At 63.8% G+C, this 13,350-nt stretch carries 12 protein-coding genes; 4 read left to right on the top strand and 8 right to left on the bottom strand.

The genetic code is table 11. The features are described from left to right. Positions 1-137: 137 nt before the first annotated feature. The gene (locus tag E5X34_RS19205; RefSeq protein WP_292567867.1) at positions 138-803 is read right to left on the bottom strand and encodes an HAD-IA family hydrolase; all 666 of its coding nucleotides are present in this window, start codon (positions 801-803) and stop codon (positions 138-140) included. Positions 804-989: 186 nt separating this feature from the next. On the opposite strand from E5X34_RS19205, the gene E5X34_RS19210 reads away from it, so the two are divergent. Both E5X34_RS19210 and E5X34_RS19215 read left to right on the top strand, forming a co-directional pair. Next, entirely contained in the window at positions 990-1,859 is an 870-nt protein-coding gene (locus E5X34_RS19210; RefSeq protein ID WP_292567869.1) for a transglutaminase family protein, read from the top strand. A gap of 367 nt (positions 1,860-2,226) precedes the next feature. Beyond that, positions 2,227-3,642 carry a pilus assembly protein gene (locus tag E5X34_RS19215; RefSeq protein ID WP_292567871.1) on the top strand — a complete coding sequence of 472 codons (1,416 nt, stop codon included), beginning with the start codon at positions 2,227-2,229 and terminating at the stop codon, positions 3,640-3,642. A 377-nt stretch (positions 3,643-4,019) separates the two neighbouring features. Here the strand turns inward: E5X34_RS19215 and E5X34_RS19220 are convergent, their stop codons facing one another. The 3 genes from E5X34_RS19220 to acs all read right to left on the bottom strand — a co-directional run bounded on the left by E5X34_RS19220 (position 4,020) and on the right by acs (position 7,346). Next, positions 4,020-4,775 (bottom strand): MOSC domain-containing protein, encoded by a 756-nt coding sequence (locus tag E5X34_RS19220; RefSeq protein WP_292567874.1) that lies wholly within the window; start codon positions 4,773-4,775, stop codon positions 4,020-4,022. 60 nt (positions 4,776-4,835) lie between these two features. Next, positions 4,836-5,123: a DUF3892 domain-containing protein gene (locus E5X34_RS19225; RefSeq protein WP_292567876.1), complete on the bottom strand. Its 288-nt coding sequence runs from the start codon at positions 5,121-5,123 to the stop codon at positions 4,836-4,838. A gap of 267 nt (positions 5,124-5,390) precedes the next feature. Continuing rightward, positions 5,391-7,346, bottom strand: coding sequence for an acetate--CoA ligase (acs, locus tag E5X34_RS19230; protein WP_292567878.1), 1,956 nt, complete (start codon positions 7,344-7,346; stop codon positions 5,391-5,393). A 303-nt stretch (positions 7,347-7,649) separates the two neighbouring features. Here acs and E5X34_RS19235 point away from each other — a divergent pair, with 303 nt between their 5' ends. Then, complete coding sequence (locus tag E5X34_RS19235; RefSeq protein ID WP_292567880.1) at positions 7,650-7,922, top strand: usg protein; 273 nt, start codon at positions 7,650-7,652, stop codon at positions 7,920-7,922. A 177-nt stretch (positions 7,923-8,099) separates the two neighbouring features. Here the strand turns inward: E5X34_RS19235 and E5X34_RS19240 are convergent, their stop codons facing one another. Both E5X34_RS19240 and E5X34_RS19245 read right to left on the bottom strand, forming a co-directional pair. Then, a complete protein-coding gene (locus tag E5X34_RS19240) occupies positions 8,100-9,134 on the bottom strand; it encodes an aldo/keto reductase (protein ID WP_292567882.1) in 1,035 nt (344 codons plus the stop codon). Between the two features lie 37 nt (positions 9,135-9,171). After that, positions 9,172-10,359, bottom strand: a complete 1,188-nt coding sequence (locus E5X34_RS19245; protein ID WP_292567884.1) for an MFS transporter — start codon at positions 10,357-10,359, stop codon at positions 9,172-9,174. Positions 10,360-10,481: 122 nt separating this feature from the next. On the opposite strand from E5X34_RS19245, the gene E5X34_RS19250 reads away from it, so the two are divergent. Then, positions 10,482-11,387 carry a LysR family transcriptional regulator gene (locus tag E5X34_RS19250; RefSeq protein WP_292567886.1) on the top strand — a complete coding sequence of 302 codons (906 nt, stop codon included), beginning with the start codon at positions 10,482-10,484 and terminating at the stop codon, positions 11,385-11,387. Between the two features lie 61 nt (positions 11,388-11,448). Here the strand turns inward: E5X34_RS19250 and E5X34_RS19255 are convergent, their stop codons facing one another. Further along, positions 11,449-12,498: an aldo/keto reductase gene (locus tag E5X34_RS19255; RefSeq protein ID WP_292567888.1), complete on the bottom strand. Its 1,050-nt coding sequence runs from the start codon at positions 12,496-12,498 to the stop codon at positions 11,449-11,451. Positions 12,499-12,634: 136 nt separating this feature from the next. After that, positions 12,635-13,297 carry a YggS family pyridoxal phosphate-dependent enzyme gene (locus tag E5X34_RS19260; protein WP_292567890.1) on the bottom strand — a complete coding sequence of 221 codons (663 nt, stop codon included), beginning with the start codon at positions 13,295-13,297 and terminating at the stop codon, positions 12,635-12,637. Positions 13,298-13,350 lie beyond the last annotated feature (53 nt).

Here is a 13,350-nt window from a genome sequence, read left to right on the forward strand (position 1 = left end):
TGCTGATATTCAGGTGAGGCCGGCCTGCAAATGGCGGCTTCCTGCGCTTCCGGTGCTCACGTACTTTAAGTACGCTCCGCTCCGGTTCTCGGAACCCACCACTTTCGGCTCGGCCTGACCTGAATCTCAACACATCCTCAGGCCGCTGCCTGGGTTGGCGACAAAACGATGAAATCACTTTCGTCCGTCGCAATGCCGATTTCGTCATAGGAACGGATCGTCGGGTGCGGTGTGACGAGCGGGTGGACGTGCGTGGCGCTGATCACCATCACCGAGGCGCCGGAAGCCTCGCCCGCCGCGATGCCTGCCGGCGCATCCTCGAAGACCAGGCAGTCGCGCGCCTCGACGCCGAGACGGCTTGCGGCCAGGAGAAAGCAGTCAGGCGCCGGCTTGCCATGGGTGACGTCTTCCGCCGTCACCATCATGGCGGGCACCGGGATGCCGGCCGCCTGGATGCGCAGCAGCGCCAGCTCGCGCGGCGCCGAGGTGACGATGGCCCAGCGCTCCGGCGGCAGCGATTCCAGGAACGCGACGGCGCCGGGGATCGGGACGATGCCTTCGAGGTCGTCCGCCTCGGCCTTGAGCAGCGCATCGGCCTCCGCAACCGCATCGACGCCAGCGAGCCTCAGTCCGGCGATCGTCTCGATCGCCCGCTTACCATGGATCGTCGGCAGGAAGCTTGCCACGTCGAGCCCGTGACGCTCGGCCCATTTCGTCCACACCCGTTCCGCCGCCGCGATCGAGTTGAGCACCGTGCCATCCATGTCGAACAGGAAGGCAGCGAACTTTGAGCCTGCGAACATCGGGTTTTCCTGGAGAATCGTTTTCGGGGAGGGCGAAACGTGCTACCCAGTCTAGACCGGCCATCGCTGGCTGAGAAGGCGAGATGCGCGCATTTCGATTCCGCGCGGGAACAACCTTCGGTTCGTTGCGTTGAAAGGGCTGTCTTCCAAAATCACCAAGGGCCACAACCACCAAGGGGGGATGCGATGCTGATCCGGCTCGGCTACGAAATCGCCATCGAATGCGCGGCGGCAACGCCGATCATCTCGCTTCTCGACATCCATCCCGACCGGCAAGCCGACATCAAGCGGCAGACGCGGGTCCTGACCTCGCCGTCGGTGCCGACCCGGACCTACCATGACCGCTATGGCAATATCTGCCGTCGCTTCACTGCGCCGGCCGGAGGCTTCCGCATCCTCTACGACGCGGCGATCGAGGACAGCGGCGAGACCGACGAGGTCAACACGCTGGCGCGGGAAACGCCGGTCGCGGAACTGCCCGACGACGTGCTGGTCTATCTGCTCGGCAGCCGCTATTGCGAGACCGATCATCTCAGCGACGTCGCCTGGCGGCGTTTCGGCCAGTTGCCGCCCGGCTGGGCGCGCGTCCAGGCAATCGTCGACTATGTCAACAGCCGGCTCTCCTTCGGCTATGGCTATGCACGCGCCACCCGCACGGCGGCCCAGGCGCATGAGGAGCGGGTTGGTGTCTGCCGTGATTTCGCGCATCTGGCGATCACGCTTTGCCGATGCATGAACATTCCGGCTCGCTACGTGAACGGCTATCTCGGCGATATCGGAGTGCCGGTCGATCCGGCGCCGATGGATTTCTCGGCCTGGATGGAAGTCTTCCTCGACGGCAAATGGTACACGTTCGATCCGCGCCACAACCGGCCGCGCATCGGCCGGGTCGTCATCGCGCGCGGCCGCGACGCCACCGACGTGCCGCTGCTGCACAGTTTCGGTCCGCATCGGCTCGCCCTGTTCAAGGTTTGGACCTATGAGCAGGAAGGCAACCGCTTCAATCCGCCGCACCACGGCGTCGACCGGACGGTCAGCGCGCAGATGCTGGCTTGAGGTCGGGTTATATTAGGTCGGCCTGCGAAGGATGGCCTCCTGCGCTTCGAGTGCCCAAAGACCCAGCGCCCTGCTGTTTCATCGCGGCTCATGGCTGCCGCTGACCCGCTTCGGCACAGTGCGATTGTGCCGAAGAGAGAACGGCTGCGACAGCCCTCGAGATCATGGTAAGCGCTTCATTAAGGTCGCTTCGACGGCGCATTTTTCGTTTACTTCCGGTTTACCCACAAATCCGCCGAAAGTCAGTGAAAACAACGTGTTAACTGCCTGTTAAGCGTCTTTTGGCGGCGGACTCTCCGGGTTCGGCCGAAATCCTGCAACGCCTTTGCCGAGCGGCACGAAGCCGCAGACAGTGGAGGCGGAAGGGATGCGGCAGTTCAGAGGTGTCGTTCGTGGGGTGGACGGCTTTACCCGGAATCGCGAAGGCAATTTCGCGGTTCTGTTCGGAGCTGCCGTATCTGTCCTCGCGCTGGGGGTGGGATTCGCGGTCAACATCTCGCAACTCTACAATGCGAGGTCGAGCCTGCAGGGCGTCGTCGACGCCGCGGTGACCTCGACGGCCCGCGATCTCACCCTCGGCGTCATCACGGAAGCCGACGCCAACAAAACGGTGCAGGCATTCCTCGACGCCAACAGCACCGCCGGCATCCTGCAGGCCGACCAGGTGGTGCTGGACAAGCTTACGGTCAACAGGACAGCCAACACCGTGCAGGCGGACGCGCATGCCGATGTAGGCCTCTTCTTTCCGCTGTTCAGCACCGACAGCATGCGCCGCGTGACCGCTTCGACGACCGCGCTCTACTCGGACAAGACGGTGGAGGTGGCGATGATGCTCGATGTCACCGGTTCGATGGCTCCCGACCGGCGCGCCAAGACCAACAAGATCGGCGACCTGAGGACCGCCGCGTCACAGACGGTCAAGGATCTCCTGGATCAGAATCGGGACCCCAACGATCCCCGGATTCGGGTGTCGGTCATCCCCTATGCCGAAGCCGTCAATACCGGCGGCCTTTCCGATACCGTCTTCGTCGAGACAGAGCTGGGGCCGAAAGTGCCGCCGCCGATCGATGCCGCGGTGTCGATTTCCGCCACGGTGTCCGACAATTGCGCAACCGAGCGCAAAGACAAGGACGGCTATGCCGACTATTCGTCGGACGGGCCCTACACGCAACGGCGCGACAATCAGGGCAAGATCTATCTGGCCAAAGTCAACCGCGACTACCGTGTGAAAGTATGCCCGACGGCTACCCTGATTCCGCTGACTGCCGATGAGGACAAGCTGCTGACGGCGATCGATCATTTCCAGGCCGGGGGCGTGACCGCAGGCGGCATTGCCGTGCAATGGGGCTATTACATGCTCTCGCCATCCTGGCGTACGGCAATCTCGGGCGCCCGCCTGGGCGCCGGCCCCGCCAACTTCGATCGGAACAGGGTGGCCAAGATCGCCATTCTGATGACGGACGGCCAGTTCAACACGGCCTTCGCCGGCGGACGCGGGGCGTCGAGGTCGCAGGATCAAGGTCAGAAGTCGCGCGCCAATGCCGAAAACATCTGCGATAACATGAAGCGCGACGGCATCGAGATCTTCACCATCGGCTTCGATCTCAACGACCCGGCGATGACCGGAACCGAACGCGATCAGGCCAAGTCGGTGTTGAAGGACTGCGCGACGGACGACACCTCGTCGCTCAAACATTATTACGAGGCTGCCAACGGCGCCGAGTTGTCCTATGCCTTTGGCGAAATCAGCCGCAATATCGAGAAGCTCACAATCAGCCGCTGACCTGCAGCGCCGACCCTAAAGCGCGTCGCGATTTTTTGGGTTCGCTCCATGCGCTTTAGGTTTTTCATTTAACGCATGTCTTTATCCCGAGACCGGTTCCCACTTTCGGAAGACATGCTTCAAACGGAAAAGGCCGCCGCTCCTTGACGAAGCCGGCGGCCTTCCGTGTTTCCGTCCATGACGCGGCTCCTGGCGGCAGCCCCTTCGGGCTACCTGCCGCGCGTCTCGCGCCTTAACGGGAAGACTGCTTCCCGGAAGTGCAATCCGCTGAGCTCACGTTATGGAAAACGAAATCACTCGACATCGGATCACCTCCTTTCGGTTTGTTGAACACACCCCAATGATGGGGTGCGTTGCAGCAAAAGACAAGGGGCGGATCAGAGGAAGCGCATCGGCGCGCCGATCTCGATCCGCGCCGGCCGGTCGACGGTGCAGTAGACGCCGAGATTGTGGGCGTTATGGCGCACCAGATTGCGCAGGATGCCGGGGTCGGTGTCGAACCCGTCCTGGGCGATGATGGTGAAGCCGCAGCGGCGGCAGGGCTCGGAGACGGTGAGCTCGAGATCGCCGACGGCGAGCTTCCTGCCAATCCATTCCGTTTCCGGGAAGGCGCCTTCGACAGGCGCCATGTTGACGACGATGTTGGGCCGGAAGCGGCGCGGATCGGGCGCGCCCTCCGGATGCAGCGCCTTCAGGCGGGCCAGCGAGGCAGTGGTGAGCAGATGGATCGGCGCCTTGGCATAGCGGGCTGCGGTCAGCGGCCCGGCATAGAAGGGCGCCGCGTTCTCGGCGCCGAACGGACGGATGGAGGCCGCGAAGCCGAGGAAGGCTGAAATCGCGCGGTCGCTTTCCGGGTTGGGCGCCGGCAGCCAGCCGCCGCCGGGCACGGCGACTTCCAGGCGCCATTGCCTGCTCATCGGGGCCCCGCTCAGCCGGGTGCGAATAAGCGGCACTTTGTGCCACTTTGTTTCGCGGTCTGGCCTTGCGATCTCGCCGTCGGAAGCATCGACCAGTCCAAACAGCCGGTCGCCATCGACAGTCGTCGTGCCGACGGCAATGGCATTGAGCCGCTCGCCGGCGAGCGAGCTCGCCGGATAGCGCCAGAGCTCAGTGACGGAACCAAGAACAGCCATCGCAAACGACTCTTTCAAAAAAGTAGGCGGAGGTTCGAAACCACCGCCTACTTAATCTACTCAGGGACACTCCGGTAGCGACAGAAGATTGTTGGGCTGCTCGCCGTCTGAAGTGGTCTTCAGATATTTGTGTCCGAATCTGCTTACGGCGACGACGACGTCGACAGACTGCCCGTTCACTGAAACATAGAAGGCCCACTTCCCCTGTTCGATCCCAATGATCGCGTCAGGCTGGGTGAGTTTCCATCGGGTTCCGTCGCCATTCAGGCCGCCGATGTTTTTGATCCTGTCGTGGGGATCATAGCGGTCCGTCTTGTTGACGCAGAGTATGCGAATTTTGGATGTCATTGCAGTTCAACCTTCTTTCTGAGGTCACGTTTCCGCTGGACGACAGGGAAGGCTTCTGCTTGAATGCAGACGCTGAGTGGCCAACACTGCTCAACCATCGAATCCGCAACCGGTTTCGACATAGCGCCGAGGTTGCAGCCTCGGCGCTATTGGGTGCGCCCCCGAATCAGGGCACCCTTGGAGTCGTGACTCCGATCCCGATTTTTGTCGAGTCGTTTCAAGCAGTTACCAACGTGAATCGTGAGGCCGAGCAAGTCGGCTCAAGCGTTACGCTTTCTTGTTCTGGCGGTTGGCGACGAGGTCGTCGACCACGGCCGGATCGGCAAGCGTCGAGGTATCGCCCAGCGAACCGAAATCGTCCTCGGCGATCTTGCGCAGGATGCGGCGCATGATCTTGCCGGAACGGGTCTTGGGCAGGCCGGGCGCGAACTGGATCTTGTCCGGCGTGGCGATGGCGCCGATCTCCTTGCGGACATGGGCGACGAGTTCCTTGCGCAGGTCGTCGCTGCCCGTCTCGCCGGCCATCAGCGTGACGTAGCAGTAGATTCCCTGCCCCTTGATATCGTGCGGATAGCCGACGACCGCAGCCTCGGAAACCTTGTCGTGGCTGACCAGCGCCGACTCGACCTCGGCCGTGCCCATGCGGTGGCCGGAGACGTTGATGACGTCGTCGACGCGGCCGGTGATCCAGTAATAGCCGTCTTCGTCGCGGCGGCAGCCGTCGCCGGTGAAGTACTTGCCCTTGTAGGTCGAGAAATAGGTCTGCACGAACCGCTCGTGGTCGCCATAGACGGTGCGCATCTGGCCCGGCCAGGAATCGGTTATGCAGAGATTGCCGTCGGTGGCGCCTTCCAGCACCTTGCCCTCGCCGTCGACCAGCTGCGGCTGAACGCCGAAGAAGGGCCGCGTGGCGGAACCGGCCTTCAGGTCGGTGGCGCCGGGCAGCGGCGTGATCAGGATGCCGCCGGTCTCGGTCTGCCACCAGGTGTCGACGATCGGCACCTTGCCGTTGCCGACGACGTTGAAATACCACTCCCAGGCTTCCGGGTTGATCGGCTCGCCGACCGACCCCAGAACGCGCAGCGACTTGCGCGAGGTCTTCTTCACATGGCCGTCGCCGGCGCCCATCAGGGCGCGCAGCGCCGTCGGCGCGGTGTAGAAGATGTTGACCTTGTGCTTGTCGATGACCTGCCAGAAGCGCGCCTGGGAGGGATAGTTCGGCACGCCCTCGAACATCAGCGTGGTGGCACCGTTGGCCAGAGGTCCGTAGACGATATAGCTGTGGCCCGTCACCCAGCCGACATCGGCGGTGCACCAGTAGACGTCGCCGTCATGGTAGTCGAAGACATATTGGTGCGTCATCGAGGCATAGACGAGATAGCCGGCGGTGGTGTGCAGGACGCCCTTCGGCTTGCCGGTCGAGCCGGAGGTGTAGAGGATGAAGAGCGGATCCTCGGCCTTCATCTTCTCCGGCTTGCAGTCCGCCTTCACCGAAGCGACTTCGTCATGGTACCAGACGTCGCGACCGGGGGCCCAGCCGACCTTGCCGCCGGTGCGGCGCACGACCACGACCTTGTTGACCATCACGAAGTTCCTGGCGGCGATGTCGATCGCCTTGTCGGCATTGTCCTTCAGCGGAATGGTCTTGCCGCCGCGCAGGCCCTCATCGGCGGTGATGACGAAGGTCGATTCGCAGTCGACGATGCGGCCGGCGAGCGCGTCCGGCGAAAAGCCGCCGAAGACGATCGAATGGATGGCGCCGATGCGGGTGCAGGCGAGCATCGCATAGGCCGCTTCCGGGATCATCGGCATGTAGATGGTGACGCGGTCGCCCTTCTTGACGCCGTGCTTCTTCATCACGTTGGCGAGCCGGCACACATGTTCGTAAAGCTCGTTGTAGGTGATCTTCCTGTCGTCGTAGGGATTGTCGCCTTCCCAGATGATGGCGGTCTGGTTGCCGCGCTTCTTCAGGTGCCGGTCGATGCAGTTGTAGGAGACGTTGGTCTGGCCGTCCTCGAACCACTTGATCGAGACCTTGCCATCGAACGAGGTGTTCTTGACCTTCGTGAAAGGCTTGAACCAGTCGATGCGCTTGCCGTGCTTGCCCCAGAACTTATCCGGATTCTTCACGCTGTCGGCATACCATTTGAGGTAGGTATCGTTGTCGATCAACGCGTTCTTCTTCCACGCCGGCTGGACGCGGTGGACATGCATGTCGGACATTTCCTGCTTTCCTCCCAAACCACTCCGCCGGCTTGAGCCGCCAGCGGCATCGCGGCGAAGCGGCCGCGAATTCGCGGGCATTATTAACAGTTCCGCGGCGACGGCAATATTAGACGTTGGATTCGCGCGGCGGGATGACGCAGGGTCAAGCGCTCAAGGCTATTAGCACTCCCGCTTGGCGGCTGCTAACCGCCTGTTTTAATGAGAAAAATTTTTAGGGACCGCGCAAAAAACCATAGACAGTTAAGCAACCGTGCGCACAATTCGGCGTTGGGAGGAAGGAGAATCAACCAAGGAAACGCAATGCGCGACAATTCCGAAATGGACCTGATGCTCAGGGGATATGGGCTGACCACGGCCAAGATCCTTTACCACTACCCGGACCATCCGCACCTGCTGCAAAGCTTCGTCTGGCAGGATTACGACATAGCACCGCAATTCCCGGTGCTGATCCGCTTCATCGAATTCTGGAAGACCAAGCTCGACGGGCCGCTGCATTCGGTGACGTATACGCACCACAAGCTGATCGCGCCGAATGAGTGGCGGAAGGTGGATGGGGAGTTCGTATTGCACTGAGCGGCGCAGAGGGTCCTGGACGTCGAGCGTTAGGCGGAAACGCTCCCCGCTTCGTCATCCACGGGTCTGCGCTGCGTCGCTTTGCGGCTGCTTCGCCCGTGGGTGACGAAGTTCAGAGGGCTGCGGATAATCTCGAGCGTTCACGCTCGCTCTGAGGGGCAGCTTCAACGCTGGCACTCACACCGCCGGCGGGTTGAGCCGGGCGAAGCCTTCCTGGCGGCGATAGGGGAAGTACGGGTAGGGCGCCGTCACCGCGCTCGCGTCGTCAAGCGCCTTGATCTGCTCGGGCGTCAATGCCCAGCCGACAGCGCCAAGGTTCTGGCGGAGCTGCTCTTCGTTGCGCGCGCCGATGATCACCGATGACACGGTCGGCCGCCGCAGGAGCCAGTTGATGGCCACCTGCGGCACGGTCTTGCCGGTCTCGGCCGCGACCACTTCCAGCGCATCGACCACCTTGAAAAGAAGCTCGTCCTCGACCGGCGGGCCGAAATCGGCGGTGCCGTGCAGCCGGCTCTTTTCCGGCAAGGGCTGGCCGCGGCGGATCTTGCCGGTCAGGCGGCCCCAGCCGAGCGGGCTCCACACCAAAGCGCCGACGCCCTGGTCGAGGCCGAGCGGCATCAGCTCCCACTCATAGTCGCGGCCGACCAGCGAGTAATAGACCTGATGCGCGACGTAACGCGGGTAGCCGTGTTTGTCGGCCAGGCCGAGCGATTTCATCACCTGCCAGCCGGAAAAGTTGGAGACCCCGACATAGCGCAGCCTGCCGGAGCGCACGAGGTCGTCCAGCGTCGACAGCACTTCCTCGATCGGTGTCGAGGCGTCGAAGGCATGGAGCTGTAAAAGATCGATGTAGTCGGTGCCGAGACGCTTCAGCGCCGCGTCGACGGAGCGGATCAGCCGCGAGCGCGACGAGCCCCAGTCGGCCGGGCCGTCGCCCATCGGCAGCGACGTCTTGGTTGAGATCAGCACCGCGTCACGGCGGCCCTTGATCGCCTCGCCAAGCACCTCCTCCGAGGCGCCGTTCGAATAGACATCGGCCGTGTCGAAAAGATTGACGCCAGCCTCCAGGCAGATGTCGACCAGCCGGCGCGCCTCCTGCGCGCCGCTGTTGCCCCAATGGCCGAAGAGCGGGCCGGAGCCGCCAAAGGTTCCGGCGCCGAAGGAAAGCGCCGGCACCTTCAGGCCGGAGGCGCCGAGAGGTCGATAGTCCATCTTTTTTCTCCTGATTGAATGTCGAAGGGATCAGCGCTCAGCACTGCGCCGTGACCGGCTTGCCGATCGCGCTGCCGCGTTCGAGACGCAGCGCCATGAGCACCACGCCGAGCGCGGCGATCGGCACCAGGCCGGCGACGAGGGGGACGGCGCCGAGGCCTGGGCCGTGATCGATGACGAAGCCGCCGAGCCACGCGCCAATGGCGTTGCCGAGATTGAAGGCGGCGATGTTGAAGGAGGAGGCCAGGCCTTGGCCGGCGCCCTTGGCCTTCTCCAGCACCCACATTTGCAGCGGCGCGACGGTGGCGAAGGCGGCGGCACCCAGCAGGCCCACGGCAATGATCGCCGTGACCGGCTGATGGATCGCCGCGGTCATGACGAACAGCACCGCCGACAGCGCGACCAGAGTGCCGACGACCGTCGGCACAAGGTGCCGGTCGGCGAGGCGTCCGCCAAGCAGGTTGCCGGCGACCAGCCCGCCGCCGAAGACGAGCAGGATCGGCGAGACGGCTCCCTCGGAAAAGCCGGTAACGCGGGTCAGGATCGGCGCCAGATAGGTGAAGGCGGCAAAGACGCCGACCCAGCTTAGCACCGTGGTGAGAAGGCCGAGCAGCACCGCCCGGCGGCCGAGCACGGCGAGCGTGCCTTCGGAGCTTTCCTCCTCGTCTGCTGCGGCCGGTTCGTCGCGCGGCACGAGCAGCGCAATCACGGCAAAGGCGATGACGCCGACCAGCGCGACGGCGAGGAAGGTGGAGCGCCAGCCATAGGCCTGGCCGAGCCAGGTGCCGAAGGGCACGCCGAGGATGTTGGCGACGGTGAGGCCGGTGAACATCAGCGCGATGGCCGAGGCCTTCCTGTTGGGCGCGACCAGGCTGGTGGCGACGACGGAGCCGACGCCGAAGAAGGAGGCGTGGGCGAAGGCGGTGAGCACACGCGCCGCCATCAGCGTCCAGTAGTCGGGCGCCAGCGCACAGGCGAGGTTGCCGACGGTGAAGACCACCATCAGCGCAAGCAGCAAGGTCTTGCGCGGCAGGCGGCCGGTCAAGGCGCCAAGCAGCGGCGCGCCGACGACGACACCCAGCGCGTAGCCGGAAATGAGCAGGCCCGCAGCCGAGATCGAGACGCCGAGATCGGCGCTGACATCGAGCAGCAGGCCCATGATGACGAATTCGGTGACGCCGATGCCGAAGGCGCCGGCGGTGAGGGCATAGAGTGCAAGAGGCATGGCAGGATCCGTTTGGTGCTGAAGGACGCCCAAAGTCCCGCGCCCCGACGCGAAAGATCGTGATCCGTCGAGCTGTGAACCAGCCTTGCATCAGGCATATTTTCTGTGAAATAGATTCACGAATGGCGAGACCCGACATCAACCGCTCCGGCGAGATCGAAGTGTTCGTCCGTGTCGCCGAGACGGGCAGTTTTTCCGCCGCGGCGCGGGCGCTGCGGATGACGCCGTCGGCGGTGAGCAAGCTGATCGCGCGGCTGGAGGCACGGCTCGGCGCGCGGCTGGTCAGCCGCTCGACACGCAAGCTGCAGCTGACGCCGGAAGGCGTGGCCTTCCATGACAGCGGCCTGCGCATCCTTGCCGATCTCGATGCGGCGGAACGCGAAGCCGCGGCGGGCGCGGCGCCGCGTGGCAGGCTGAGGGTCAATTCCTATGTGCCATTCGGCCAGCATCGGCTGATGGCGCTGCTGCCGCGTTTCCTGGAGCGCTATCCCGAGATTTTCGTCGAAGCCGTGCTGACCGATAGTGTCATCGACTTGTTGGAAGAGCGCGCCGATGTCGCCATCCGCGCCGGGCCGCTGCGCGAGTCACGGCTGGTTGCGCGCAAGCTCGGCCAGAGCCGGATGGTGCTGGTCGCGTCGCCTGCCTATCTCGACGCACGCGGCACGCCGCGCGCATTGCCAGACCTCGCCCGCCACAACATGCTGGCCTTTGGCTTTGCCAGGCATATCGACGGCTGGCCTTTCCTTGATGCCGCTGGCAAATCGATCATCGTGCCGATCGTCGGGAATATGTCGCTGACCGATGGCGAGGCGATGCGGCTCACGACATTGGCCGGAGTGGGCATCGCAAGACTGGCGCGCTGGCATGTCGAGCCCGACATCGCCGCAGGGCGGCTCGTGCCGCTGCTGGAGGAATTCAATCCCGGCGACGAGGAGCCGACGCACGCCGTCTATGTCGGCCAGGGCAAGTACCTGCCGGCAAGGGTGCGGGCATTTCTCGACTTTCTCGCGGAGACTGTCCGCCTCTGAAACGGAAGAGCCGCGCTTAGACAGCGCGGCTCCCGAAAAAGTCAGCCTATTTGAAGACGGATCAGGCTTTCGGCACGAAAGGCGCCGGACGCCGGCCGGCGCTTTGCCGCTCCAACATCCAGCCGGGATATTCGGCGGGCAGCGCGCTCACCTCGTCGAGCCGGGCGAAGTCGTCGGCGTCGAGCTTCAGACCGGTGGCGGCCAGGTTCTGCTCGAGCTGGTCCATGCGGCTGGCGCCGATGATGACGCTCATCACGAAAGGTTTTGCCAACACGTAGCCCAGCGCCACCGTGGCAACGCTGACGTCATGCTTCTTCGCCACTTCGCGCATGACGGCAACCGCCGCCCAGGCGCGGTCTTCGTTGACGGGCGGGAAGTTGAAGGAGGCGCGGCGGCCCTCGCCATTGCCGGGAGCGCCGGGACCGTATTTGCCGGAGAGCAGTCCGCCGGCCATCGGCGACCAGACCATCAGGCCGAGCTTCTCTTCATTGATCAAAGGCACGATCTCGCGCTCGAGATCGCGGCCAGCGATCGAGTAATAGGACTGAATGGTCTCGAAGCGGGCGAAGCCCTTGCGCTCGGCAATGCCCAGCGCCTTGGCGATGCGCCAGGCCTGCCAGTTGGAGACGCCGACATAGCGCACCTTGCCGCTGGCGACGAGATCGTCGAGCGCGCGCAGCGTCTCGTCGATCGGCGTCGCCGTGTCGGTGCCATGCAGCTGGTAGAGATCGATATGATCGAGCTGCAGCCGCTCCAGGCTGGCGTCGACCGAATCCATGATGTGGCCGCGAGAGGAGCCGCGCTCGTTCGGGCCGTTGCCCATGGCGCCATGCACCTTGGTGGCGATGACAACGTCCGAACGCTTGATGCCGAGGTCCTTGAGCGACTGTCCCAGCAACTGCTCGGACTGGCCGAAGGAATAGACGTCAGCGGTGTCGAAGAAATTCACGCCGGCGGCGATCGAGCGGGCGACGATCTCGTTGACGGCCTTCTGGTCGAGACTGGCGATCAGCCCCCATTGGGCATTTTCGCCGGCGGCGCCGAAGGTCATGGTGCCGAGGCAGAGTTCGGAAACGAAAAGGCCGGTATTGCCGAGCTGGTTGTAGCGCATGGTTGGGATTCCCCGAGAGAAGGAGTGAGTGACCACAAGCAAATAGGAACGGCCCGTTTCGTTTCAAGCGCTGGTGCAAGCGTTATCGTTCGATTGGCCGATCGGTAACGAGATCGTTACGAGCGCAACGGGGCGCTCACCGGCTGCCGAAGATCGCCGAGCCCACCCGGACGCTGGTCGCGCCGAAGGCGATCGCGGTCTCGTAATCGCCGGACATGCCCATCGACAGTTTTTCGACACCGGCCTCGCGAGCGAGCTGCTCCAGCAGCGCGAAGTGCGGGCCGGGGTTTTCATCGGCCGGGGGGATGCACATCAGGCCTTCGATGGCCAAGCCATGAGCGTCGCGGCAGCGCTTGACGAAGGCGACCGCCTCGCGCGGCTCGATGCCCGCCTTTTGCGGCTCGGAGCCGGTGTTGACCTGGACATAGAGTCTTGGCGTCCGGCCCTGCCTGGCCATTTCCTTCGAAAGCTCGACGGCGATCTTCTCGCGGTCGACCGTCTCGATGACATCGAAAAGCGCGACCGCTTCCTTGGCTTTGTTGGACTGGAGCGGGCCGATCAGATGCAGCTCGAGATCGGGAAATGCCTCCTTAAGCGCCGGCCATTTGCCCTGTGCCTCCTGCACGCGGTTCTCGCCGAACACGCGCTGGCCGGCCTCGATCACGGGGCGAATGTCTTCGGCCGCGAAGGTCTTTGACACCGCCACCAGCGTCACAGTCCCGGGCTCGCGCCTTGCCTCGCGTTCGGCGCTCGCTATCTTCGCCTTGACCGCGTGAAGCTGCTCTACGGCGTTCGTCATGCCGCTATCCTGCCTATAGTTTTCATGGCCGGGCCGGCTCGCCGCAGTTGACG

Origin of the sequence: Mesorhizobium sp. (assembly GCF_004963255.1) — a bacterium.
GTDB lineage: Bacteria > Pseudomonadota > Alphaproteobacteria > Rhizobiales > Rhizobiaceae > Mesorhizobium.